Source organism: Anoxybacillus eryuanensis (assembly GCF_051200995.1).
GTDB lineage: Bacteria > Bacillota > Bacilli > Bacillales > Anoxybacillaceae > Anoxybacillus > Anoxybacillus tengchongensis.
In genome coordinates, this window is record NZ_JBPODS010000002.1 from 43,914 (window position 1) to 65,637 (window position 21,724).

Annotated in this window: 33 protein-coding genes and 1 pseudogene; 7 read left to right on the plus strand and 27 right to left on the minus strand. The window is 41.5% G+C overall.

Going from position 1 to position 21,724, the window contains the following annotated elements; genetic code table 11:
* Nucleotides 1-100 precede the first annotated feature (100 nt).
* Both HNQ84_RS02680 and HNQ84_RS02685 read left to right on the plus strand, forming a co-directional pair.
* Complete coding sequence (locus tag HNQ84_RS02680; protein ID WP_435621064.1) at nt 101-292, plus strand: type II toxin-antitoxin system HicA family toxin; 192 nt, start codon at nt 101-103, stop codon at nt 290-292.
* A gap of 26 nt (nt 293-318) precedes the next feature.
* Nucleotides 319-729, plus strand: a complete 411-nt coding sequence (locus HNQ84_RS02685; protein ID WP_435621065.1) for a type II toxin-antitoxin system HicB family antitoxin — start codon at nt 319-321, stop codon at nt 727-729.
* A gap of 168 nt (nt 730-897) precedes the next feature.
* Here HNQ84_RS02685 and HNQ84_RS02690 read toward each other — a convergent pair whose 3' ends face one another.
* From HNQ84_RS02690 to HNQ84_RS02785, 20 genes are all read right to left on the minus strand, one after another.
* Nucleotides 898-1,362 (minus strand): hypothetical protein, encoded by a 465-nt coding sequence (locus HNQ84_RS02690; protein ID WP_435621066.1) that lies wholly within the window; start codon nt 1,360-1,362, stop codon nt 898-900.
* Nucleotides 1,363-1,369: 7 nt separating this feature from the next.
* Nucleotides 1,370-1,711, minus strand: coding sequence for a hypothetical protein (locus HNQ84_RS02695; RefSeq protein ID WP_435621067.1), 342 nt, complete (start codon nt 1,709-1,711; stop codon nt 1,370-1,372).
* 383 nt (nt 1,712-2,094) lie between these two features.
* Nucleotides 2,095-2,532, minus strand: coding sequence for an ArpU family phage packaging/lysis transcriptional regulator (locus HNQ84_RS02700; RefSeq protein ID WP_435621306.1), 438 nt, complete (start codon nt 2,530-2,532; stop codon nt 2,095-2,097).
* Between the two features lie 107 nt (nt 2,533-2,639).
* A complete protein-coding gene (locus tag HNQ84_RS02705; protein WP_435621068.1) occupies nt 2,640-2,825 on the minus strand; it encodes a hypothetical protein in 186 nt (61 codons plus the stop codon).
* Between the two features lie 255 nt (nt 2,826-3,080).
* Nucleotides 3,081-3,857, minus strand: coding sequence for a hypothetical protein (locus HNQ84_RS02710; RefSeq protein WP_435621069.1), 777 nt, complete (start codon nt 3,855-3,857; stop codon nt 3,081-3,083).
* Nucleotides 3,854-4,258, minus strand: a complete 405-nt coding sequence (locus HNQ84_RS02715; RefSeq protein ID WP_435621070.1) for a DUF1064 domain-containing protein — start codon at nt 4,256-4,258, stop codon at nt 3,854-3,856. Before HNQ84_RS02715 ends, HNQ84_RS02710 begins: the two co-directional genes overlap by 4 nt.
* Before the next feature lie 8 nt (nt 4,259-4,266).
* Nucleotides 4,267-4,713, minus strand: coding sequence for a dUTPase (locus tag HNQ84_RS02720; protein ID WP_435621071.1), 447 nt, complete (start codon nt 4,711-4,713; stop codon nt 4,267-4,269).
* 3 nt (nt 4,714-4,716) lie between these two features.
* Complete coding sequence (locus HNQ84_RS02725; RefSeq protein WP_435621072.1) at nt 4,717-4,932, minus strand: hypothetical protein; 216 nt, start codon at nt 4,930-4,932, stop codon at nt 4,717-4,719.
* A 114-nt stretch (nt 4,933-5,046) separates the two neighbouring features.
* Nucleotides 5,047-5,208, minus strand: a complete 162-nt coding sequence (locus tag HNQ84_RS02730) for a hypothetical protein (protein ID WP_435621073.1) — start codon at nt 5,206-5,208, stop codon at nt 5,047-5,049.
* A gap of 191 nt (nt 5,209-5,399) precedes the next feature.
* Nucleotides 5,400-6,230: an ATP-binding protein gene (locus HNQ84_RS02735; protein ID WP_435621074.1), complete on the minus strand. Its 831-nt coding sequence runs from the start codon at nt 6,228-6,230 to the stop codon at nt 5,400-5,402.
* Nucleotides 6,172-6,984 (minus strand): DnaD domain protein, encoded by an 813-nt coding sequence (locus HNQ84_RS02740; protein ID WP_435621075.1) that lies wholly within the window; start codon nt 6,982-6,984, stop codon nt 6,172-6,174. Before HNQ84_RS02740 ends, HNQ84_RS02735 begins: the two co-directional genes overlap by 59 nt.
* 164 nt (nt 6,985-7,148) lie before the next feature.
* Nucleotides 7,149-7,991 carry a recombination protein RecT gene (gene recT / locus HNQ84_RS02745; protein WP_435621076.1) on the minus strand — a complete coding sequence of 281 codons (843 nt, stop codon included), beginning with the start codon at nt 7,989-7,991 and terminating at the stop codon, nt 7,149-7,151.
* 14 nt (nt 7,992-8,005) lie between these two features.
* Nucleotides 8,006-8,197, minus strand: a complete 192-nt coding sequence (locus HNQ84_RS02750; protein WP_435621077.1) for a hypothetical protein — start codon at nt 8,195-8,197, stop codon at nt 8,006-8,008.
* A gap of 13 nt (nt 8,198-8,210) precedes the next feature.
* A complete protein-coding gene (locus tag HNQ84_RS02755) occupies nt 8,211-8,387 on the minus strand; it encodes a hypothetical protein (RefSeq protein WP_435621078.1) in 177 nt (58 codons plus the stop codon).
* Between the two features lie 10 nt (nt 8,388-8,397).
* Nucleotides 8,398-9,330, minus strand: a complete 933-nt coding sequence (locus HNQ84_RS02760) for a YqaJ viral recombinase family nuclease (protein ID WP_435621079.1) — start codon at nt 9,328-9,330, stop codon at nt 8,398-8,400.
* Between the two features lie 112 nt (nt 9,331-9,442).
* Complete coding sequence (locus HNQ84_RS02765; protein ID WP_435621080.1) at nt 9,443-9,658, minus strand: YqaI family protein; 216 nt, start codon at nt 9,656-9,658, stop codon at nt 9,443-9,445.
* Nucleotides 9,659-10,014: 356 nt separating this feature from the next.
* On the minus strand, nt 10,015-10,281 hold the full coding sequence (locus HNQ84_RS02770) for a hypothetical protein (protein WP_435621081.1): 267 nt from the start codon (nt 10,279-10,281) through the stop codon (nt 10,015-10,017).
* Between the two features lie 211 nt (nt 10,282-10,492).
* On the minus strand, nt 10,493-10,669 hold the full coding sequence (locus HNQ84_RS02775; RefSeq protein WP_183248023.1) for a hypothetical protein: 177 nt from the start codon (nt 10,667-10,669) through the stop codon (nt 10,493-10,495).
* On the minus strand, nt 10,647-10,943 hold the full coding sequence (locus tag HNQ84_RS02780) for a hypothetical protein (protein ID WP_183248025.1): 297 nt from the start codon (nt 10,941-10,943) through the stop codon (nt 10,647-10,649). Before HNQ84_RS02780 ends, HNQ84_RS02775 begins: the two co-directional genes overlap by 23 nt.
* Nucleotides 10,909-11,046 carry a hypothetical protein gene (locus HNQ84_RS02785; protein WP_183248028.1) on the minus strand — a complete coding sequence of 46 codons (138 nt, stop codon included), beginning with the start codon at nt 11,044-11,046 and terminating at the stop codon, nt 10,909-10,911. The genes HNQ84_RS02780 and HNQ84_RS02785 overlap by 35 nt, the downstream gene beginning before the upstream one ends.
* A 109-nt stretch (nt 11,047-11,155) precedes the next feature.
* On the opposite strand from HNQ84_RS02785, the gene HNQ84_RS02790 reads away from it, so the two are divergent.
* Nucleotides 11,156-11,392 (plus strand): hypothetical protein, encoded by a 237-nt coding sequence (locus tag HNQ84_RS02790; RefSeq protein ID WP_183248030.1) that lies wholly within the window; start codon nt 11,156-11,158, stop codon nt 11,390-11,392.
* A gap of 2 nt (nt 11,393-11,394) precedes the next feature.
* Here HNQ84_RS02790 and HNQ84_RS02795 read toward each other — a convergent pair whose 3' ends face one another.
* The 3 genes from HNQ84_RS02795 to HNQ84_RS02805 are packed head-to-tail and all read right to left on the minus strand — an operon-like array spanning nt 11,395 to nt 12,651.
* Nucleotides 11,395-11,592 carry a hypothetical protein gene (locus tag HNQ84_RS02795; protein WP_183248031.1) on the minus strand — a complete coding sequence of 66 codons (198 nt, stop codon included), beginning with the start codon at nt 11,590-11,592 and terminating at the stop codon, nt 11,395-11,397.
* 15 nt (nt 11,593-11,607) lie between these two features.
* Entirely contained in the window at nt 11,608-12,372 is a 765-nt protein-coding gene (locus HNQ84_RS02800) for a phage antirepressor KilAC domain-containing protein (protein WP_435621082.1), read from the minus strand.
* Between the two features lie 15 nt (nt 12,373-12,387).
* Nucleotides 12,388-12,651 (minus strand): helix-turn-helix transcriptional regulator, encoded by a 264-nt coding sequence (locus HNQ84_RS02805; protein WP_257637257.1) that lies wholly within the window; start codon nt 12,649-12,651, stop codon nt 12,388-12,390.
* A gap of 182 nt (nt 12,652-12,833) precedes the next feature.
* On the opposite strand from HNQ84_RS02805, the gene HNQ84_RS02810 reads away from it, so the two are divergent.
* From HNQ84_RS02810 to HNQ84_RS02820, 3 genes are all read left to right on the plus strand, one after another.
* Nucleotides 12,834-13,304 (plus strand): helix-turn-helix domain-containing protein, encoded by a 471-nt coding sequence (locus HNQ84_RS02810; RefSeq protein ID WP_435621083.1) that lies wholly within the window; start codon nt 12,834-12,836, stop codon nt 13,302-13,304.
* Between the two features lie 21 nt (nt 13,305-13,325).
* Complete coding sequence (locus HNQ84_RS02815) at nt 13,326-13,769, plus strand: ImmA/IrrE family metallo-endopeptidase (protein WP_435621084.1); 444 nt, start codon at nt 13,326-13,328, stop codon at nt 13,767-13,769.
* A gap of 64 nt (nt 13,770-13,833) precedes the next feature.
* Nucleotides 13,834-15,261, plus strand: a complete 1,428-nt coding sequence (locus HNQ84_RS02820) for a recombinase family protein (RefSeq protein ID WP_435621085.1) — start codon at nt 13,834-13,836, stop codon at nt 15,259-15,261.
* A 13-nt stretch (nt 15,262-15,274) separates the two neighbouring features.
* Here HNQ84_RS02820 and HNQ84_RS02825 read toward each other — a convergent pair.
* Nucleotides 15,275-15,730 (minus strand): annotated as a pseudogene (locus HNQ84_RS02825) (hypothetical protein); the annotation flags it as partial.
* A gap of 66 nt (nt 15,731-15,796) precedes the next feature.
* Nucleotides 15,797-16,738 carry an endonuclease I family protein gene (locus HNQ84_RS02830; protein WP_435621086.1) on the minus strand — a complete coding sequence of 314 codons (942 nt, stop codon included), beginning with the start codon at nt 16,736-16,738 and terminating at the stop codon, nt 15,797-15,799.
* Between the two features lie 344 nt (nt 16,739-17,082).
* Here HNQ84_RS02830 and HNQ84_RS02835 point away from each other — a divergent pair, with 344 nt between their 5' ends.
* Entirely contained in the window at nt 17,083-18,015 is a 933-nt protein-coding gene (locus HNQ84_RS02835) for an MBL fold metallo-hydrolase (protein WP_435621087.1), read from the plus strand.
* 29 nt (nt 18,016-18,044) lie between these two features.
* On the opposite strand, the gene HNQ84_RS02840 is transcribed toward HNQ84_RS02835, so the two are convergent.
* On the minus strand, nt 18,045-19,799 hold the full coding sequence (locus tag HNQ84_RS02840) for an ABC transporter ATP-binding protein (RefSeq protein WP_435621088.1): 1,755 nt from the start codon (nt 19,797-19,799) through the stop codon (nt 18,045-18,047).
* Nucleotides 19,796-21,550, minus strand: a complete 1,755-nt coding sequence (locus tag HNQ84_RS02845) for an ABC transporter transmembrane domain-containing protein (RefSeq protein WP_435621089.1) — start codon at nt 21,548-21,550, stop codon at nt 19,796-19,798. The genes HNQ84_RS02840 and HNQ84_RS02845 overlap by 4 nt, the downstream gene beginning before the upstream one ends.
* Nucleotides 21,551-21,724: the final 174 nt, after the last annotated feature.

Sequence of the window (21,724 nt, forward strand, 5' to 3'; positions counted from 1 at the left end):
CATATTAGTGGCATTTACACGACAAAAAAAGCAAAAAATAACGAAAAAGTGTTGATACGTATTATTATACGTATTATAATGATATCAAGGAGGGAGGGAAATGAAGAGTTACTCTTCAAAAGAATTAATTAAAATGATACAGCAAGACGGATGGTACATAGTCAGAACAACTGGCAGTCATCATCAGTTTAGACATCCCAGTAAACCCGGATTGGTCACCATCCCTCATCCTAAGAAAAACTTACCCACTAAGACAATAAAAAGCATACTTAAACAGGCGGGGCTGATCTAAGCCCTTCCTAAAGGAGGTTAACATATATGCATAAAAAAGACCGCTATATTTATCCAGCTATTTTCGATTACGGTAGCGATGGGATATCTGTTGAATTCCCTGATCTTCCTGGCTGCTTTACCTGCGGAGACACAGAAGAAGAAGCATTTCAAATGGCGAAAGAGGCGATGGCGTTACATCTGTATGGCTTAGAACAGGAAAATGAAGAAATTCCTCGACCTTCAAAAGTATCGGAAATTCAAACAGAAAAACACCAAGTTGTTGTGTTCGTCGAAGTATGGATGCCACCTTTTCGCCATGAAATGGAGAACAAAGCTGTTAAAAAGACATTGACTATTCCTAAATGGTTAGATGACCTTGCGAAACAATATAATGTAAACTATTCGCAAATTCTCCAAGAAGCATTAAAAAAACATCTGGGAGCTACTGACCGATAATATAAAAGCCTCTTCACCCGCAAAGGCAGAAGAGGCTTTCGTTGTTTTATTATCCTATGCTATCATCGTACCACGTTTGAAACGAAACATTCTGTCGTCTTTCTGTCATTTTTCCGTCAGTTTTCTGTCATTTTTCTGTACCTATTTTGTAAAAGTACTTCCTTTTTTTTAAACATGGATTAAATCTCTATATACTGCTGATTTATAAATATGTTCTTCCCTATCACTAACTTGAAGTATGTTAGAACCGAACAACAAGTGGCAACCATGTTTTTTGTAATATTCATTGAGCACATGCATATGAAGATCAAGAAGTGGTTTACACTTTATTATTGAAACCAACAAGATTCTTCTTGCTATCCTTTTATTGGAACTGAGTATCCTCCTTAGTTTTTTCTTTTCAATTTCGGATAATTTATTATCTTTATTGATTTCAGCTATATATTTTGCTTTGTGTTTCGAAATGTCTCTGTAAGCTACTATTGGCATAAAGATCGTAAGTATAGCAACATTTACAACATTAACAATAAAATTACTTCCTCTTACTTGAACAAAGATCCGGAGAAGCAGCCCTAAAATGATTGAGACTACAAATATTACCGCCAAAATAATGAAGTGAGTATTTGTCAACATTCAATCTTCACCTCCCAATCGCTGGATTTGTTCGGTAACCGTTATTGCCAAATGGTGTACTTCTTATACCATGATTGAAAACCTCAATTCCTAACAAAAACGCAACACACAACCAACTAGCAAATACATACCCTTCTAAACTAAATGGTTCTACTTGACTCATTAGAATATTATTTGGGTTACCAACAAGGCTATAATCAGGCTTTGTTCCAGACAATGTGAAAAGATTAAAAAATGCAAGACCATCAATCGAAGCAAAGAAAAGTGACATCAATATACCAATGATACCTAAAACTCTCTCTATACTTCTATTGTAGTATGCAACATTGGCGTAATCGATGATTAACATAAGAAAAAAAACCAACCTAGATGCAAAAAACATTTTTATCTCATTGTCAGTGCTTGGAGTAAAGTTTAATAAAATTAAATTGAGAAAAATCAACACTGCACGAAATAAACCCAAGAAGAATCTCATTATTTACCAACCTTTTCACTAAAATATATTCTGTTGTATTAACGTTGTTGTTAATTTATCTTCGACAATTCGAATTGATGTCCTGTAAGTTTTTTTCGACAAATATCGACAAGTTGATACAAAGGATACCATAATAGTAATAATAATGTCCTCTCCCTGTGTTTATTCGACAAAACGATATTTCCAAGTGTTGATTATACCTATTATTCTTCTAAAAAAACAGCGAAACAATTCGACAAGTATCAACAAAAAGACACCTAAACAGGTGCCTCTTCTTTATAAACTTCGATTCTAAGCGCAAAAGCAAGTTTGTAAAATGCCCTCTCGCGTTCTCGGTAGTATTTCGACTCGCTGATGCACATTTCATTGTACACATCGTAGTCGCGTGGTTCCTCTACGCTCATATATCGTCTGATGACCAATTCTCTCTGTAGTTTCGTTAAACGATTGACCGCACGTACAATTCTTGTCATATATTCATCACGCTCGCGTTCAAAATCCACTTTTCTGATCGCTGCGCTCTCTGTCGATGAATAGAAAGCATTTGTCTGTGTCGGTGGCACAAGTGAATAGGTCTGTGTCACGCGTGGCAAGAATTCGTCCGGAACCGTCAACATATACATGCGATATTTTTCAAGTGCTGCTTCGACTGCTTCTTTTGTTTTCTCGCCGTCAACATCACGCAAAAACGACATTTGTCTATATCTTTTACCCAACCGAACCCCTCCTGTATAATAAAGTTAGCCATCGCCGGAAGAGTCCGGCTTTTTTACTGCACATTTACTGCACAATGTTGACCCTTTTAATCTTCAAAGAAATTGAAACCCACCATATCGTTGAAACGTTCCTTAAAAACATATCCTTCCTTTTCAGCGAATTCACGTATTTTCTTTACTGTTCCTTTTCCAATCCCGTTTCCTGTACCCGCCATACTACTTAACCTTTGTAAAAATTCTTCAATTACTTGAGCTTTTTCTTGTTTATTCATATTTCGTTATCCTCCTTTTCATTGTGTGTCGAATGCGTATCAAAACGGCAATTTATCCTCATACGGCCATTTACTGCATGCACCCCAGTTTTGCGGATCGTTGCGCCAGCGCTCGGCTTCTTCATCGAATCACCTTCCAACCTTTTCGAATTCGGCTGTTCAACTCACATTTCTGCAATTCTTCATATAGCCATACTTTTTGTCCGTCCTCGATGCGAAACAACAGATAGCCTTTCCGTTTTCTTTTTCTGCGCTTCACGCACCATACACATCCTTTTGTAACTTGTGTAGCGCATACATACGTAAGGCTCGCAGTTCGCGTTCATTTTCAAGTGTTGTATCATGGTAGCGCTCATTTCGATTCGTCAACTCTTGCACAAGTTCTTTCAATCTTTGCACCTCGTTTTCGAGAATCAAATTTTCTTTGCGGAGCTGTTCCTTGTTTGCCATTGCAGCTTCAAAAAGCTCCCTGTAGTGCTCGACTTCCTGTTTGAGAAGCTCGCATTCCTGTTCCTTCTCCGTCAACAACTTGTGTGCGTGAATCACCTCACGCTTGAGCCATTCGATTCCATTGTCGTTCGCCGTGTCCGGCTGCGCTACTTCAACATCAGCCGACTCCTGTTCTACTACTTCCTTCGCCGTTTCTTGCGTTCCCTGCTCGGTTTCAACAGCTGCCGCGATTTCTGGTTGTACTTCTCTCATAGCCTGTTCAGCTTGTTCAATTTTCGTGCGTCTGAAACTTCTCCAATTGTAGAGCTGTTGTTTCGTCAACCCTTTCGCCTTCGCAATTTCCGCATCGTTCATGCCTTTCAACTTCATTCCCACGTACTCTTCAACCGTCAAATCGAGTTTTTGTTTTACCACTTCGCTCGCTCCTTTCAAAATATCATCGAGATTTTCTCCGTTCCGCAGTCGTTCTAACTGTTCTGGGGTCAGTTGATACGTCCGTACCGTTGTATCTATTCCGTGTGGGCGTGTCCCGAACCGTACATCCCATTGTCGGTACGGTGATATGCTTGTGAATCTGCTCACTCCTTCTTCACCTTCTTCCGTAACTTTTTAAGCTTGTCCAATTCAATCCAGCCGTGTGTTTTGTTGTACGTCACGATACTCAACTTGTGATCGGGATATAGTTTTTCAAACAGTTTACGCTTGAGCGCGAAAACGGGCGTTTCGTAACCCTTCACGTCGACGACCTCGATTGAGCCGTCCAAATGTGTGATTTCAAAGTCCGCGATGTACTCTGTTTTGCGAAACGTCTTGCCATTTTTCTTGAATGACTCCAACAGCGTGTATCGCGGCTGGAGCCTGAACGACCTAATCTCCTTATTCGCAAGTAGCCACTTTAGCTGATCGTAGTATCGCGCTTCTACCTGTGAATCGAATGTGTGTCCATCTATTTCTGTCTTTTTTGAACCGTATTTTGTTGCCATACCCCACCTCAGTATCCTTGTTCTTGTCGCTGATGATTGATTTTGTTTTTATCCATGTATTTCTCAAAAATCGTTTCTGGTGTTAAGCCGACCATTCGTGACAAGGATAGTAGAAAATGCCACAGGTCGATGATTTCTTCTTGCAACCGATCTAAGTCAATTTCCTTCTCTTGTTTCCACCATTTCCAGTTCACTTCACGACGAATTTCATCGATTTCGCTTTCCATCGCGATTGTAATAGCGGCAACCCATTCATCGAGTGTTTTTTTGATGTTGCGCTCAGCAATGATGCGTTCATCTAAATCTTGTTGCATGTTAAACATCGCTTCGAGTTTTTCAATTTCTTCATCTTCAACCACTTCTATCGCTGTTGCTAAACCTTCAGCAAAAGTATGCAATCCTCGTTTATTTGCTTCTGAAACTAACTCTTTGAGCCGTTTTAATGTTTTTCTCATTCCTTATCTTCCTCCTCGTTTTCTTACGATCTCATCTGCCTTTTTGGCAAACTCTTTTATATCCGCCGTATTGACGTGCTGTATGATACGGTTGTACAACACGTCACCAACTCCTCTCACGTCACGTAGCGATTCTATGTAGAGTTTCACCAACTGTACTGCTCGCTCACGTTCATGTGCCTGTCCTGCCGAGAAACCTTTCCAATAGTCGGTGTTCATCCAACCACCTCGCTAGACGCTTGATTTTGCCCTATACGTCGTTTTTCTCTCCCTCTGGTACTTACCTATTCCTCTCGTAAGAAAAACGCCGTATGGGTTAAAAATGAGCGTATATCATAACTTCTTCGTCGCAAGTAACCAGCATAGTGTATAGTAGTCGAGTTCTGACACGTGCTTGCCGTCATGTTCCCTCACTCCCGCATCGATCAGCTGACGAATCATGATTTGTTTTTTCAATTCTTGTGTGAAGGTAACTTTCTCATAGAGGGTACCCATCATCAACACACCTCGCGTTTCAATTGTTCTTTCGCTTCACGAAGTCTTTTCCTAAACTCGATCATTTTCTCTTCAGCTCGCTGTCTAACAATTTTTGCGTACTCACAATCACAAGGAGTAAATGAGAACGCTCCTGGTATCACTTCTTTAACTGAATATCCTTTTCCAAAGCACTTTTGGCACATTGTTCATCACCCACTTTTTTGTAATCGAAAATCCTCGCCCTCGACTTCGAGGAGATGTGAACCACATTGTCCTATTAATCTACTTGCTGCAGCGTACCCGATTTTTTCGCTTAGCGTTCCGCGATCTTCGTTGCTATTAAAGACAATCGGCTTTTGCTTTCTGTAGCGCTCGTTGATAATCTGGTAGTATAATGCCTCTTTCGCCTCCGACCATTTCGCCTTACCGATGTCGTCCCAGACGAGCACATCCGCATGAGTCGCACTATGCAGAAGCCGATTGAGCGTTTCGCCCTCGTCATTCATCATCCGCGCTTGGATGAGTTCGTCCATGAATGCGACATCGGAAACTACCAACACATTAAACCCGTCTTTAATGAGTCGTTTGGCCAGCGCGATTTGCAAATGTGTTTTACCAACACCGAAATTGTTATGCTTCTGCTTCATCGGTGCACGTTCATGATGCGGAAGCTCTCGCAATCGTTGTTCGCCGAAGACCGCAATAAAACCTAAATTGTGTTTCGCGATCACTTTTTTTTCGCTGTCCTTTTTAAACTCGCTCATGTATTCAAGTGTCATGTCATACATCGATTGCTGATATTGCGTCACTCGTTTAAAGTTCTCGAAATTCGCATGCACAAATTCCTCTGGAATGAGCGCCTGCTTGAATCTGCGTTTCCAAGCTTTACGTTCCCGACACTCGCAAAAAATAGCTATCTCATTCCCTTGTTCGTCACGCTTGATAATTAACTCCGTATCTTTGCATTGTGGACACTCGTAGTCATCCCTGCCATCCCCATGCTCTTCTTGCCTCCTCGGATTCTCGTAGAAGTTGCTCATATGTTTTTCCGCCTTCTTTTGTAGATCGGCTAACACCTCGGCGATGCTTGTGAACCTCACGACTGTTCACCTCTTCTCGTTTTCTTTGAAACTCTTTTTGATACGCTTCAACATCCGCAAGTGTACGTAAATTGCGTCTAGCCCAATCTTTAAGTATGCCTTCTGCGTAGCCCCACGACTTGTTTTGTTTCAACGCTCTTTTCATCGCTTCAATCACAAGTTCCTCTCCGATGTCATCAATCCATTTATCGATACATTCGCCGATGAATGGACTTTCTATACCGAAATTCTCTTGATAGAAGCGATGAGCGTTTACTACTACTACTACATTATTTTCTTTATTACTTAGTAAGTTATTATTTAGTTCTTTATTATTTAGTAGGGGGTCATTTTTCGACGGTCGGTTTTCCGACGGTCGGTTTTCCGACGGTCGGTTTTCAACCATTCGGTGTTCATCTTCAATAGGTTGTTCATACACAACTGTTTCCCATCCTATGAACTTCCCTTTCTCGTCCTTCGCTTTCCGCCGAACAACATAACCGTATTCTTTCAACTCATTCATCGCTGCCTTAAATGTTGAGCTTCCGTCTGGAGAATGTTTCATCAGTTCATCGTTGTAGAACGTCCAATCATCAGGCATGGAGAGCATGTAGGCAAGCAATCCCTTTGCTTTCCAACTCAAACGATCGTCGTGCAACCCAACCTTACTCATCACTACATAGTTGTTGTTTTTTTGAACTCTGATTACGCCCATGCTGTCACCCTTTCCTAACGCAAATCGCAAACCCGTCTTTGACACTTTTCACGGTATATTCTGGGTACCTTTGCATATACTTCAGTACAAGCTGTTTAAAGTGTTCTTTATCTGTCGCCTCCTCCCAGATCCAGCGTGGGAGGAGGATTTTATACGTTGGTTGCTCATTCAGCATTAAAGACAATCTCCTCTTGTTGAGGCGCTTCACTGTCGGACTCCATCGGCACCTCAAACGCTTCGGCTTCGATGTACTCGACTGGTTCTGGCTCTGCTGTTACATCTTTTCGAACCACTTCGTCTTGCGCGGCTTGTTGCTGTATTTCAATCGAAATCGGCAAGTACTTCCACATATGACGAATGACCGTTTTCTTTGCCATTTCCTCGTAGTCCGTCACCCACGGGCCAGCGTTCGCTGCCTTACTGCGTTTGCGGCGCTTTTCAATTTCCTCTTTCGGCATGAATTCGAATTGATAACCGCCGTCCTTGAAATGAGCGACCGCGTAGGCGCCAATGAATTCTCCACGCTCTGTCATCGCTGGCTTATGAACGAGCTTCGGATGTAATCCGTACTCATATTCAAACGTGTCATTTGCGTAAACTGCGTGAGCGTAAATGCTTTCGATGTTTCCACTGCGTCGCGCTAGGTCAATCATGCCTTTGTAGCCGATAATAAATTGCACTTCCGATTGACCTGTTTTGTTATTTTTGAACGGCACTAAGTAGCAATGCCCGATGAGCCCCGGCTCCAACCCAAGCTGAGCTGCTTGCATCACCGCCCCAAGAAGCGATGGAACTGAGCATTCTAATAATTTCGGATTCGTTCGAATTGTCGTCAATGCGATTCGCGCCATACGGTCAGCATCCATGTGTTTCGGCAAAGCTTTTTCGATTTCCGGTCCCATCTTTTTGAGATATGCCGCAATCGTTTGAGCTGGTGAAGGAGGCGCTGCCTCCGTGTTTTTTGCTTTGTTTGCAAGTTGATTTTTTAGCGTTTGGTTTGTTGCCATTTCTATAACCTCCCTTAAATTTCGTGAATAATATCTTTGAGTTGAGACTTAACTTGTTCAAGTGCATCGATCAGTTCTTCTGCATCATCGCTTTTTAGAGCGCTGTCAATGTCACCAATCACAGACTCTATTTGCCCTTTGATATCACCGATTTTGTCTTCAATCTCACCGATAATTTCGTTTAATTGAACCATCAATTTATCCACGTGGTTTCTCCTCCTATCTCTTTTTAAATTGCTGTGCTACAGGGCAAGTTGCCCAGTGAGGGATATGCCCTTTGACAACTTCACCCTTTGCTGTCACTACCGTTATGACTTCAATATCAACCGGCATGGCTTTGCCAGCAGGTGTTTTAATCCACTCAATTTCCTTGCCACAACCTTTACATTTGGCCATATCCATTCACCTACCTGATGGAGAATCGTCGCGCCACTGATTCTTTAGCAACCTCTTGATAAATATGCGGATACTTGGCTTTAAGTAGTTTGGTATCCACGCGATGACTCACAACGTTTTTCCATGTGATGATTCGCTCTCCAGCAAACGCTCTTTCATAGTCTCCTAGCATGGCTTTGAGCTGATTTTCCACCTCTTTTCTGCGTGTCGCAGCCTCCTCTTCCTCTTGTTTGGCTTGTTCATATTTCGCAATCAAGTCGGCAGCATGAGATGGAAGTTCGATTTCCTCATCAAATTTTGCTGTTGGGTAAAGAGCTTTCAACAAATCGCTTGAAGCATCTGAACCGTCGAACATTGGTGGATTTTTCTTGAGTACATGATTGTTCCAGAAGTTCGATTCAATCTCAATGAGATACTGAATGATCTCCTCGTCACGTCCAATTTTCTTGTAGATAAACTTATTTCCGCCGATAAGAACTGCAATCCACCAAGCATCATATCCCGTGACGGCCATATAGTGCTGGCATTGAATGAGATAATGCGCTGGAACCTCATCGTCTTTCCATTCGCTTTTTAGATGTTCACTCGCTGTTTTACACTCAAGTCCTGTTTTTTCACCAACAATGAGCCGATCAACGTTCGCTAGCATAAATGAATGTTCGGGGTGTTGCAGGATGGCGTTTTTCCGTCGTACTTTCAATCCCGTGCGCTTACTGAATTCTTGAGCGACCACGTCTTCGAGCATTGTGCCCCAATATGCTGCTTCGCTGTTCACGATCTCTACTGGTGCTTGTCCAATCTTTTCAAGATATACTGCAACTGGCGACTTCCACTTGTTCAATCCTGCAATCGCTGCGGCGTCACTCCCTCCGATTCCGTTTCGTCGTGCTGAAAGCCACTCCTCACGGCTCATTTCGTTTGTATTTGCAAAAACAACTGCCATTTTCATCCCTCCAATTGATTTTTGAAGGTGATTCTTGTACTATGTAAGTAACTTGTTCTAAGCTGTGAATCACCTTTTCTGAAACGCCTCACTCCCTCCAGTGAGGCGTTTTTCATTCGGCGATTTTGCGTGTTGCGCCTAACACGTGGATGAGATACTCGCGAATGTTTTCCTCGAGCACGATCTCCCCATCTGGAAACTCGTAGATTGTATCGCCATACAAAATTTCATCGCCGCACGCATCTATACCCCAATGCTCTGACTCAATCGGGTATGGATATCCTGTCTGCAACGTACGAGTGATGACTGGATGTTCTAAGTCTCGCATGCCTTTTCACCTCCTTTCGCGTAGTATGTAGTAGATGCGCTAACGCACATCGTCAAGTGCAAGAACGCGCATAAGCGAGATGGGGGGGAGGGTCTCGCGCGAGGATGGGAGAGAACGCGCTCCTGCACCTGACGACAGGCACTAGACCTGCCGAATGAAATGTGGTACAATCATATATGGTTCGGGTTTTGCTAGCTTTCAAGCTAGCTTTTTCTTTTTCACGAGAAACTGCTTGTACAGCACTTCCTTTGCGTATAGTTCTGTCGCTAGCAACATGGTTGGATTCTCGCGCATTTCCGCACACAACCTGCGAACCTCTGAAACTTTCATTAGTCGGCTTGCAGTGAAACAAACACTCATTGTTCATTCCCCTTTCTCATCACAAGCGCAATATCCACACCGCGCGCTTTCATCATTTCAACGATTTTTACCAATTCGTCATGTCGTTCTTTCCGTTTGATAAGCTCGTCCAAGTCGCGTTTGCAGCGTTGAAACTCCGTCATCCAGCGCTCCGCATCATCAAAACGAGCGCTTACCCACGCGACTCTTGAACGATCCAAGTATATGCAGCCGCATTCCCATAGCTTCTCTGCTAACTTTTTGTCTTGCTCAAGAACGTTCATTCTTTTCTCTCCTCTCCTTAACGTTCACCAATTTCGGTGAGTGTTATTGCTTGTCCACTTTTTCACCAAAAGGAATGCCTCAATTGAGTCTCAGAATTCGTATTTCGTATCTTCCCAACCGCACTCTTCGCACTCTGCTTCCCAAACGTAGCCTTTCCCTTCGACAATTTCCACCACCTCCCGCTTGTCCATTTTTCTTCCAAAAGAAGCCCTAGAGGGCAGTTGGATCATATTCACGATCAATCCGCTCATGCAGCTCGCGCTTAAACCGCATGAGTTCGTCGTACCAACTTCTATCGCGCGTTTTTACAACTGCTGCAACCGTACGAGTATAGAACACAACTGCTTCGTCAAGCGTTTTGAAATCATACGCACTTGGTAATGACATCTTGTTTCACCTCCTTTTTCTTCGCTCTTGCTTCCAACCCGGCGTACAACGGCCACCCGTCGCTCGACATCGTATTCCGCGCCTTGTCATATGTGATCGGATGGTACTTCTCACCATCGAACACTTCGATGATGTATGTTTCATCGAGCTTGATTTCGCCGTTCTTTGTCTCAAGAGAAACAGTGTCGCCATCAACAATGAGCGTGCCGAGCGTGTAGTTTTCAAGAAACGCGTCAATTTCACGCGTTGTGCGTTTGATATGGTCGCTGATCATTTGCGGTCACCTCCTTCTTTTGTTCTGAAAGATGACGAATTAGACCAGGAAGTAAATGTTTAATGACTGCATTTGCCAATTTTTCAGCAGGAATTTTTATCACCTGATCACCTCCCCTGTTACTATGTGTATGTGTTATCGATTGTCCGTTATTTCATTGAAGGTTTTTCTCCCTTCGTGTTGAAATATTTATGGAAGGGAGGTGAGTAACCTTGAAGAAGATATATGCTAATCTTCTTGGCGAATGGGTTGATCTATCGTCCGATGATACATGCTTGATGGGTCCGCGCATGGTCAGCCCCTCCGTTTGGTGGGAAGAAAACGCTGAGATTTGGAGCCCTAATAAAAAAGATGAACACACCATGTATCAATTGGACTATGTGAGCATTCACTATAAAGGGAAAGACTATCGAATCAGCCCTATTTTCATTCAAGTCGTTAGCGAATAAAGTTATTTAGTCTTATCTGAATAACGGCGTAAGTTGAACTCAACTTCAAGGTTTCTTTTCAATTCCTCAGAGTCGTCAAGCTCCAGCTTGGCGGCTTTTAATGCAAAATATAGGTTGACTTGTTGCGCAATTCTTTCCCACTCGTATTTTTTAAGTCCTTGAAGTTGCTTAACTAAAGACGCGATTTGCTCTCTTGTCATCCCTCTCACCCCCTTTCACGCTGTTTGTTCTTTCTGTAGCAACAATCGAAATGTCTCTCGCCCTTTTGGTGTAATCAGCGTTTGCACGTCAGCTCGTCCGTTTCGTTCCCATTCTTTCAGCTCAAACAGCTCTGGCACATATGCCGCGTACGGTTTGAGTTTCTTTTTCTGGTCGCGATAAATGAATTTGTTTTTCAGTAGCCAGTCGATGAAGAAACGTTCTTTAATCTGTAACTCTTTCGCTGTATCACGGAAATTTGTCAGCAAGTTCCGATCAACCAGCGCGTCGAAATACTCCACCTTCGGCTTCATCGCCGCAATCTGTTCGTTTTGTCGCCGCACCGTTTCCAGTACACCGCGGAACATCATTTTTGTTTGGTCATCCGCGAATGGAAGATACGTATTGATGAACATGTCCTCGTTCGCGACATATCCGCCCGTTTTGCGGATGGTTGGCAACACCTCTGCGGTTACCCATCTCTTGAACTGCTTTGCCTTTTCCTTGATCTCTGGATTATTTCCTTGCTTCGCTGCTCCAATAACCAAACTATAAAGCCCAGATTCATTGATAAATTTTTTAGATTGGTTTCTACCCAATCTGTCGATGACTCCGTGGACGGCGGAGTCATCTTCATCGACGTGATTGGAAAGCGCATCATGTGGTTTTGAAAAACCTAGCGCCTTTGCCGCCTCCACTCCTCCAAACCACTCGACTCCTCCTACAACAACAACTGGCAATTCACCGAACATGGAATGATTAAAAACTTGAACTTCCGTCAACTTTGCGTTCCTCCTTTATGCGGTTTTGTTATTTTTATTTTGTTTCGTATTCGAAACATGAGGTTCAATAAAAAATTCATCTGCACTAATTCCTAACGTCGTGCAAATAATTCTTACTTCACTTAATGTAAAATCACCCCCAGTTCCATTCAAATTTTGATTAATCGCCGACTTTGATTTATTAAGAAGTTCGGCAAGTTGGGATTGCTTCATACCTATTTCATTTAGATAGGCTTTCAACTTGGTATAAGGGGCATGCCGCCGTTTAACATCTTTCACTTCACATCACCCCCTCTCTTGTTTCGTTATCGAAACTTAACTTGAGTTTAATATATCACCCTTATGTTTCGAAGTCAATAACTTTTGTATATTTTTTTTAAAAAAATATAGCTGTTTCGAAACCGATATGGTATATTTAGTTTAGATGTATCTAAACCTTTAAAAAAGAGGTGATAATAAAAATGAGTTACTCATTTGGTAAAAAATTAAAGTGGCTGAGAACTTCTAAAAAATTAACTCAAGAAGGATTAGCCAGAGCTTTGAATCTCCGATATGGAACAAATTTTAATAAAGGGATGATTTCTAAATGGGAGAATGATAAAGAAGAGCCAAGAATGGATTCTATAAGGTATATTGCTGATTTTTTTGGTATATCCCTTGATGAAATTCTTGGTTTAAAAAGTGATTCAGTTCCAAAAGACAATCTCCCCGAACTCACCGAGAAAGACGAACGCGACATCCAGAAGGAATTGGAGAACATCATTAAAGGACTCAAAACAGGAAACGGCTTCGCTGCGTTTGGCGGAATGGACATCGATGAACTCGACGAAGAAGATCGGGAACTGTTAATTGCTTCGCTTGAAAATTCCCTTCGACTTGCGAAACGAATTGCTAAAGAGAAATTCACTCCAAAGAAACATAGAAAAGATTAAGTTTTTCAGGGGGAGCGCTGGATGGCTAATCAAATAAAAAAGATAGTAGAGAAATTAGTCAAAAAGCACGGCACGAACAACCCCTTTGAGATTGCATCACAGAAAGGTATTGTGCTGTTGTTTGAACCATTGGGTGGGATATACGGCTATCATCATAGTTTTAAAAGAATAAAAATCATCCACATTAATTCAGAGTTAGAGGAAACTACACAACGCTTCGTTTGCGCGCATGAGCTGGGGCATGCGGTGTTGCATCCTGAACTTAGCACGTCATTTTTGCGAAAAAACACACTTTTCTGCATGGATAAAGTGGAAAGAGAAGCGAATGAGTTTGCAGTGGAACTGCTTCTCCCGGATGATTGTATTTATACATATCGAAATACCGATATGACCATTTATGAAGTTGCGACAACGTATGGAATACCTAAAGAGGTGGTTCATTTGAAGAGGGAGTTAAAAATTTAAAAGAGCAACGCCATAGGTATTAATTAACTATTTTTATATCATTTTTATAGAAAGGAGAAACCAAATGAAAGTCGCTATTTATGCTCGAGTCAGTACAGACGAGCAAGCAAAAGAAGGATACAGCATCGAATCTCAAAAAGACTCCGTCATTAATTTTGTTAAGTCGCAAAGATGGGAAATTTACGATTTTTACATCGATGACGGATACAGTGCAAAAGATTTAAAACGACCAGCGATGCAACGCCTCATCGAAGATACGAAAGAAAAAAAATTCGATGTCGTTGTATTTTATAAGCTAGATCGGCTTGTGCGGTCTGTCGGTGACTTAGACAAATTATTAAAACTTTTCGATAAACACAACATCGGAATTCGCTCCGTGACAGAGCCTTTTGATACAACAACAGCGATGGGTCGCTTCTTGATTACGCTCGTTGCTGCAATTGCTCAATGGGAACGAGAAACGATTTCTGAACGCGTAATCATCAACATGACAAAAAAGGCAACATTAGGAGAGCGTAATGGTGGTAAGGCTCCTTTTGGATACAACATTGAGGATGGGAAGTTGGTTATAAACGAAGAAGAAGCTCGTTTAGTACGTGAAATGTTTCGTATGTACATTGCTGGAAAAGGCATTCGTCAGATTGTTCTATACTTGCAGCAATTCGGTGTAGACAAGGATATTCGTACAGTATCACGAATGCTCGAAAATCCGGTTTATTGCGGAAAACTTCGCTGGGGGAAAAATTCAAAAATGAATGAAATTATTTCCGATGACATTACTCATCCACCAATCGTTGATATTGAGACCTTTGAAAAAGCTCAAATACTCCGTAAGCAAAGAACTCAGGAAGGAAAAAAAGCAACGTCACCTTATCCTTTCAGTGGGGTATTGAGATGTGCTCGTTGTGGTTCAGCGCTGTCTGGCTATTATAAAAAAGAGAGAGGGTCAAAACATTATATCTGTATTGCCAAAAAGAATAAAGGTACATGCGACCTTCCGATGTTTACAGAGCGTGCATTAACACAAGTATTTCTAGAAAGTCTATCTCCAAGCGATCCGAACAAGTTTTTAAATCTAATACGAAATATAGAAATCCAAACGGAAAACGAAGATCATACAGTGTTAATTGCCGAACTTGAAAAGGAATTAGCAGCAATCAAAACGAGAAAAAGAAACTGGTTATTAGCGTTAGGAAACGGCACGATTACACAAGAAGAGTATAAAGAAATGACGACTGAGGACTCAAAAAGTGAAACACTGATAAAAGAACAACTTGAACAACTAAGCAAAAAAGCAGTTACGTTAGATTTAGAATCCGTTCTTAGCATAGTGCAAAATATCCCAGCGTTATGGGAGACTGCTAATGACTATGAAAAGAAAAGTTTTATCAATGAGTTATTCGAAACCATCGTGGTCGATGTTCCGAGTGATTATTTCCGAGGACGCGGTAAAACTCCATCTGTCATAATTAAGGAAGTACATTTACGTTAAAAAAGTTTCTTTTGATGGCTTTAGCCACCCCCAATGCAGGCAATCCGACACGAACAGCAACCGGTAATAATACTGCTCCAAGCAATGCCACCGCAGGCGACGGCCAAAAAAACCAAGAAATCAACATCATTAATATTCCTATCGTCCAATAAGCTAATGAAGGGGTCCGAATCAATTTCGTAAACGGCGCGATCATCACTTCATTCATTCCTGTAATTGTAAGAAGCTTACTCATCGATACGATAATCGAGATGACAAGAATGGTTGGAAGAAGTTCAGTTATGGCATAAATAAAACTTTTAAAAATGACGCTAATAGAAAGCGGTAACGATCCTGTTGCTGTAATCGCTAACAAAAAGATGCCCACCATACAAGCTAAAGATGTATCTTTGCGCCAAACCATCAACGCGATAATGATACAAATAAACGAGACGTAAATCCAATGTAACGCTGTTAGCTCTACACCCATCGTTCTCTTCCCCTTTTCATAAACTGTAATACAGCATATGAAAAAGAGGATGATGTGTGCGAACGCCTATCTACTTTTACGCCCAATCAAAAAATAAAGTTGATCAACAATATTTGGTTTATCGATAAATGGATTGCGATTTCCTTGAATTCGAAAAATTGCCGCATTTCGATGTTTCTCATATGTTGTAACAGGAAATTGTTTATGCCATTGAACAAGTAGTGGAATATAGACTTGATCAATAAAAGGCTGTTTAATCGCTCGTGGATAACGAACAAGAAAGTATAACATGGCTCGCGCCACCGCTCCTTTTCCGTGTTCAGGTTCAAAATGCTCCCCGTATGCCACGCCACAATCGTTTTGAATGATTTCATCAGGAGACTCTGGTTCATAAAACGGAAAATCCGCGTACGGAAAATTCGAGCGAATAGAATTGCATCGCGGTTCACAAACAAATAAATGATGCAAATCCCCTTTCATCGGTTCCTTTGCCCCAAACCACGATTGTGGCACAACATGTTCTGCATTAAATTTCAATTGTTGGTCAACCATTTTCATTTTTTGCTCAAAATCGAGCTCGCCTTTTTTTGCCTTTTTTACAAGTTGAACAAATTGTTCATATCGCTTTTGGATGGTTTCATAGTCTTGTAAAATCACCGTACGCGGATCTTTCTTTTTTCCCGAATAAATACTTTTTACTGTTCCGTCTGGCTGCAAATCAACCCATGTGTATAAATAGTAATCTTTGCTTAAAAAATACGGGATGCGACGTATATGCGTTCGTTTCACTAAATCGTGATACGCTTGAAATAACAGCTTTCCTTCCATCTGATCATCTATATGCTCATAATATCGTTCAACAATGCGCACCTCTTCATTTTCGTTATAATATAAAGCGTTTTGTTGCTGAATTTTTTGTTGATTTTCAACTAAGTCTTGAAAAATATTTTTTTGTGTTTCTTCCCACCGCTTCAACTGCTCCGCGTGTTGAAGGATAACATCTTCCACCACTCTTCTCTCCAATCATTTTTTTACTATAATGTATTCATGTATTGTCCAGCGTGTCTCGGCTCTTTTGATTCATACGCCTATGATCATATGTTTATAATAAAAAATAGATAGAACCGAGCACATGTTATGATCAATTCTATTTTTTCATTAATTCATTTGTTTTTGGTAAAATAGACGTCGGTTCCCCCTCAATCGTTCTTTATTTTACAAAAAATTCGAAAATAGATGCAATAAAAATCAAGCATAACCACTTTTGCACTCATACGAGTAAAGAATAATGAAGTTTTGTTTTATAGGAAAAAGATTCTATATAAAGAAGCACGACTTTAGGAGGAGAAAAAATGAGAAAGCGATATGAAAACTTAGATGGGGTCTCAACAACCAAAACATTTGCTGATTTACGGCGTTGGTATGCGGAAAGAAGACAAAAAAAGAAAGATTGGTCATATACTTTGCCTCGTGAACATATTCATCGTTCGTTGTTACATACAAATAAAGAGCAAACGTTACTTACATGGGTAGGGCACGCTACATTCATTATTCAAATAAACGGGTTGACGATTGTTACAGATCCTGTTTGGGCAAAACGGTTAGGAACGGTGCGCAGACTAACGGATCCAGCTCTTTCGATTGACGACGTACCTCCTGTCGATATTGTACTCATTTCCCATAGCCACTACGACCATTTGCACTTTTCAAGTATAAAGCAACTAAAAGGAAATCCTCTCATCCTCGTTCCAAGCGGATTACGTTCATCTTTTCTGAAAAGAGGGATGAAGCGCGTCATCGAATGCTCTTGGTGGGAAACCGTTGTCGAACAAAATGTTTCATTTACGTTCGTTCCGGCACAACATTGGTCTAAACGGACGTTATTTGATACAAATACATCCCATTGGGGTGGGTGGGTAATTGAAACGAAAGACAAACCGACGTTTTATTTTGCAGGAGATAGCGGATATTTCCGTGGATTTCGAGATATTGGAGAACGTTTTCGAATCGATTATGCTTTATTGCCGATTGGTGCATACGAGCCAGAGTGGTTTATGGGCCCTCAACATGTGACACCAGAAGAAGCAGTACAAGCATTTATCGATTGCCAAGCAAAAACATTTATTCCGATGCATTATGGCACATTTCCGCTAGCTGACGATACACCGAAAGAGGCGTTAGACCGCCTTTACGCTGAATGGGAGCGCCGCAACCTTCCGAACGAACAATTGCGCGTGCTGAAATTAGGTGAAATCGTGCATTGCGAACACGAAACCGCCACATAAAACGTGGCGGTTTCAACAAATATGTTCACTTATACATAAGCATCTTCCGTTAATCCATTTTGCAATACGTACATACGATAGTACAACCCTCGTTTTGCAAGCAGCTGTTGATGATTGCCGCGCTCGACAATTTCCCCTTGATGCAAGACGAGAATTTGATCCGCATCTTGAATCGTTGATAAGCGATGGGCAATCGCAATCGTCGTTCGTCCTTTTCGCATTTTTTCAAGCGCTTGTTGAATCGCTTCTTCTGTTTCTGTATCAATATTTGCTGTCGCTTCATCAAGCACTAATATTTTCGGATTCATCGCAATCGTTCGGGCAAACGCAATGAGCTGACGTTGTCCGCTTGAAAACGTCGTGCCTCTCTCTGTCACAGGATGATCATATCCTTTTGGCAACTTTTCAATAAACGAATGGGCTTGAACGAATTTCGCAGCTTGCTCAATATGTTCATTCGTCAAATTTTTGTTATGAAGCCGGATGTTATCGCGCACCGTTCCGTAAAACAAAAACGGGTCTTGAAGCACAAGGCCAACATGTTTTCGCAACTCCTCTTTCGGATACGCTTTAATAGACTGTCCGTCAATGAAAATATCCCCCCGTTCAAATTCGTAAAAGCGCATAAGCAGTTGAACAATCGAGCTTTTCCCGCTCCCTGTATGCCCGACGAGCGCAACTGTCTCGCCTGGTCGAGCAATAAACGAAATGTTTTTTAGCACATCGCGTTTTCCATCGTAGCTAAACGATACGTTACGAAATTCAACCGTGCCCTTTTCAATAACGAGCGGCCGTTCGTCTTGTTTCGGTTCTTCTTCCCGTTCATCTAGCAATTGAAACACGCGCGATGAAGCAACAAGCGCTTGTTGAAACATCGATAAGCGCATCATCATTTGATTAATCGGTTCAAAAAATCGCTCTAAATAGTTGACGAAGGCGTATAACACACCAATTTCAACCGGGCTTTGAAAAGAAGAAAAACCAAAATAACTTAAAACGACAATAAGCGAAAACACATAAACGACATCTGTCGCGGGACGAAGCAACAAACTATCTAATTTAATGTTTTTCATCGCCGCCATATAATGTTTTTCATTAATCGCACCAAATTGCTCCCTCATCCGCTTTTGTTGACGAAACGCTTGAATAATTGCCATCCCTTGAAGCGATTCATTTAACTTCGCATTCAGTTGACTTAATCGCTCACGCAAATCGCTATAAAATACTGAACTATACTTTCGATACGTACGAATAATAAAATAAATAATCGGTAAAATGACTAAACAAAAAGCCGCTAATCGCACATCAAGCAAAAACATCGCGACAAACACACCAACTAGGAAAAAAGCACTTTGAATAAACGTGACAAGCACTTCAACAAACATTTCTTTAATGGCTTCCGTATCATTTGTCACTCGTGAGACAATGCTTCCAGCCGGTGTGCGATCAAAATAACGCATCCCCAACGATTGTACTTTTGCAAATACATCCATGCGCAGTTGTTGAATAATTTTTAATGCGATTTCTTGAAACTTTAGCAATTGAAAATAAGAAAGAACGACTTTTCCGATGTGTATCGTAGCGTAAGCAGTTGCTAGTGCGATCATCGCTTGAAACGGAAACGTCATATGCGTTAAATAATCATCAATGAAAATTTTTACAATAATCGGACCAAGTACTTCTCCTGCGGTCGTTAACGCCAAAAGAAAAAAAGCAAACAATAACGATTTTCGGTGCGGTATAGCATAGCTCATTAGCCGCATAAACACTTGCTGTTGATTCATTGTATCCCTCCACGTTCAACGAGTTGTTCGAGCTGTTGACGAGCATACATATCGCGATACCATCCGTCTTGTGCAACGAGCTCGTCATGCGTACCACGTTGAACAATTTTTCCATTTTCCATCACTAAAATAAGGTGCGCATGTTGGACGGCGCTTAGTCGATGTGTGGCAATCATCGTCGTCTTCCCGGCGCGATTTTCTTTTAACGCCTGTAAAATGCGCTCTTCTGTGTGTGCATCGACAGCCGATAATGAATCGTCTAAAATGAGCACTTCAGGATCAAGCAACAATGCGCGCGCAATCGACAGCCGTTGTTTTTGCCCTCCTGATAACGACACACCTCTTTCACCAACAACCGTTTCGTATTGGTCAGGAAACTGTAAAATATCCTCATGCACGTGAGCGAGTTTAGCGACATGCTCCACCTCTTCTTGACTTGCCTCTGGTCGTGCAAAGGCGATATTATCGCGAATAGAGGCAGAAAAAAGAAAATGATCTTGCGGCACATAACCGATCGATTCGCGCAACCGTTCGATTCGATATTGCGTAATCGAACGTCCACCAAAATAAACATCACCATCCATGCCAACAAACTCGCGCAGTAACACTTTCAAAAGCGTCGTCTTTCCAGCTCCTGTCTTTCCAACAATACCTAACGTTTCTCCTTTTTTTAACGTAAACTGAATGTTTTGCAACGTTGGCTTCGTTTCATTTGGATATGTAAAGGAACGAAGATCATACGTGATATCCCCTGTCGGTACTTCATCAAGCAATCCGTCATTTTCTTGTATATCCGGTTGTTCACGCAGCAACGATAACACACGGTCATATGAAGCACGACCGCGTTCTACAATGTTAAATAACCAACCGAACGCCAACATTGGCCAAATGAGAAGTCCTAAATACATCGTAAATGAAACGAGCTGCCCGATCGTTAACTCTCCTTGAACGACAAAACGCGCCCCAAAAACAATCGCTAAAAAAAACGACACGCCGACAATGAGTGAAATCGTTGGATCAAACAATGAATCAACGCGAGCAACCGCCATATTTTTTCGGACGACATCATCTGATTGCATTCGAAACGATTCAATTTCTTCTTTTTCTTGTCCAAACGTTTTTATCACTTTAATACCAGCAATGCTTTCTTGTACTTTATCGTTTAATGCAGAAAACGCCTCTTGCGCCAGATGAAACCGTTGATGAAGCAACGAGCCGTAGTAGCTCGTTAAATACGCCATAAGCGGCATCGGCAATAAACAAATAAGCGTTAGTTTCCAACTAATTGTAAATGCCATCGTCGCAATGACAAAGCCTCCGATACATAATGAATCAACAAGCGTCAAAACGCCAACGCCAGCAGTTTGTTGAATCGCTTGCAAATCATTTGTCGCATGTGCCATTAAATCGCCGATACGGCGATTTTGATAAAATGACGGAGACATCGTTGTAAAGTGACTGTACAGCCGATCGCGCAACAAGCGAGCAAGCTTTGCCGCTGATCCAAAAATCATCGTCCGCCAAACGTAACGACAAACATACATACAAAGCGCAACACCTGCAAGCAAACTTAACCACAGGATAAGCTTTTCTTTCGTCAATTCCCCTGCTTTCACAGCATCTACAACATGCCCAATCACTTTTGGAGGAACAAGCTCAAGCAATGAAACAATTGCAAGCAATATAATTCCAATCATATACGCTTTTCTTTCTTGCTTAAAAAACCACATTAAGTCGAGAAATACTTTCACACACCATCCCTACCTTCTTGCACTCCTGTTGTCGTTTCATTTTATCAAATATTCCAAAAATAAGAAAGCGTTTTGCTATGTCAATATATAAAGGTTGTTTTTCTTGTCGCATACTTTTACATATGCAGGTCAATCTAAAAAAGACCAAAACAAACAAGGAAGGTGGTTGTCGCC

Coding starts and splice junctions, on each gene's coding strand:
- HNQ84_RS02720 (WP_435621071.1), bottom strand. CDS start 4,713: ATGAGAAAAACATTAAAACGGCTCAAAGAGTTAGTTTCAGAAGCAAAT.
- HNQ84_RS02765 (WP_435621080.1), bottom strand. CDS start 9,658: ATGCGAGACTTAGAACATCCAGTCATCACTCGTACGTTGCAGACAGGA.
- HNQ84_RS02815 (WP_435621084.1), top strand. CDS start 13,326: ATGGCTAATCAAATAAAAAAGATAGTAGAGAAATTAGTCAAAAAGCAC.
- HNQ84_RS02680 (WP_435621064.1), top strand. CDS start 101: ATGAAGAGTTACTCTTCAAAAGAATTAATTAAAATGATACAGCAAGAC.
- HNQ84_RS02715 (WP_435621070.1), bottom strand. CDS start 4,258: ATGGCAACAAAATACGGTTCAAAAAAGACAGAAATAGATGGACACACA.
- HNQ84_RS02685 (WP_435621065.1), top strand. CDS start 319: ATGCATAAAAAAGACCGCTATATTTATCCAGCTATTTTCGATTACGGT.
- HNQ84_RS02700 (WP_435621306.1), bottom strand. CDS start 2,532: ATGTCGTTTTTGCGTGATGTTGACGGCGAGAAAACAAAAGAAGCAGTC.
- HNQ84_RS02795 (WP_183248031.1), bottom strand. CDS start 11,592: ATGACAAGAGAGCAAATCGCGTCTTTAGTTAAGCAACTTCAAGGACTT.
- HNQ84_RS02695 (WP_435621067.1), bottom strand. CDS start 1,711: ATGTTAATCATCGATTACGCCAATGTTGCATACTACAATAGAAGTATA.
- recT (WP_435621076.1), bottom strand. CDS start 7,991: ATGGCAACAAACCAAACGCTAAAAAATCAACTTGCAAACAAAGCAAAA.
- HNQ84_RS02810 (WP_435621083.1), top strand. CDS start 12,834: ATGAGTTACTCATTTGGTAAAAAATTAAAGTGGCTGAGAACTTCTAAA.
- HNQ84_RS02780 (WP_183248025.1), bottom strand. CDS start 10,943: ATGATCAGCGACCATATCAAACGCACAACGCGTGAAATTGACGCGTTT.
- HNQ84_RS02730 (WP_435621073.1), bottom strand. CDS start 5,208: ATGGGTACCCTCTATGAGAAAGTTACCTTCACACAAGAATTGAAAAAA.
- HNQ84_RS02840 (WP_435621088.1), bottom strand. CDS start 19,799: ATGAATCAACAGCAAGTGTTTATGCGGCTAATGAGCTATGCTATACCG.
- HNQ84_RS02820 (WP_435621085.1), top strand. CDS start 13,834: ATGAAAGTCGCTATTTATGCTCGAGTCAGTACAGACGAGCAAGCAAAA.
- HNQ84_RS02690 (WP_435621066.1), bottom strand. CDS start 1,362: ATGTTGACAAATACTCACTTCATTATTTTGGCGGTAATATTTGTAGTC.
- HNQ84_RS02705 (WP_435621068.1), bottom strand. CDS start 2,825: ATGAATAAACAAGAAAAAGCTCAAGTAATTGAAGAATTTTTACAAAGG.
- HNQ84_RS02770 (WP_435621081.1), bottom strand. CDS start 10,281: ATGAACGTTCTTGAGCAAGACAAAAAGTTAGCAGAGAAGCTATGGGAA.
- HNQ84_RS02775 (WP_183248023.1), bottom strand. CDS start 10,669: ATGTCATTACCAAGTGCGTATGATTTCAAAACGCTTGACGAAGCAGTT.
- HNQ84_RS02835 (WP_435621087.1), top strand. CDS start 17,083: ATGAGAAAGCGATATGAAAACTTAGATGGGGTCTCAACAACCAAAACA.
- HNQ84_RS02735 (WP_435621074.1), bottom strand. CDS start 6,230: ATGAGCAACTTCTACGAGAATCCGAGGAGGCAAGAAGAGCATGGGGAT.
- HNQ84_RS02740 (WP_435621075.1), bottom strand. CDS start 6,984: ATGGGCGTAATCAGAGTTCAAAAAAACAACAACTATGTAGTGATGAGT.
- HNQ84_RS02755 (WP_435621078.1), bottom strand. CDS start 8,387: ATGGCCAAATGTAAAGGTTGTGGCAAGGAAATTGAGTGGATTAAAACA.
- HNQ84_RS02725 (WP_435621072.1), bottom strand. CDS start 4,932: ATGAACACCGACTATTGGAAAGGTTTCTCGGCAGGACAGGCACATGAA.
- HNQ84_RS02760 (WP_435621079.1), bottom strand. CDS start 9,330: ATGGCAGTTGTTTTTGCAAATACAAACGAAATGAGCCGTGAGGAGTGG.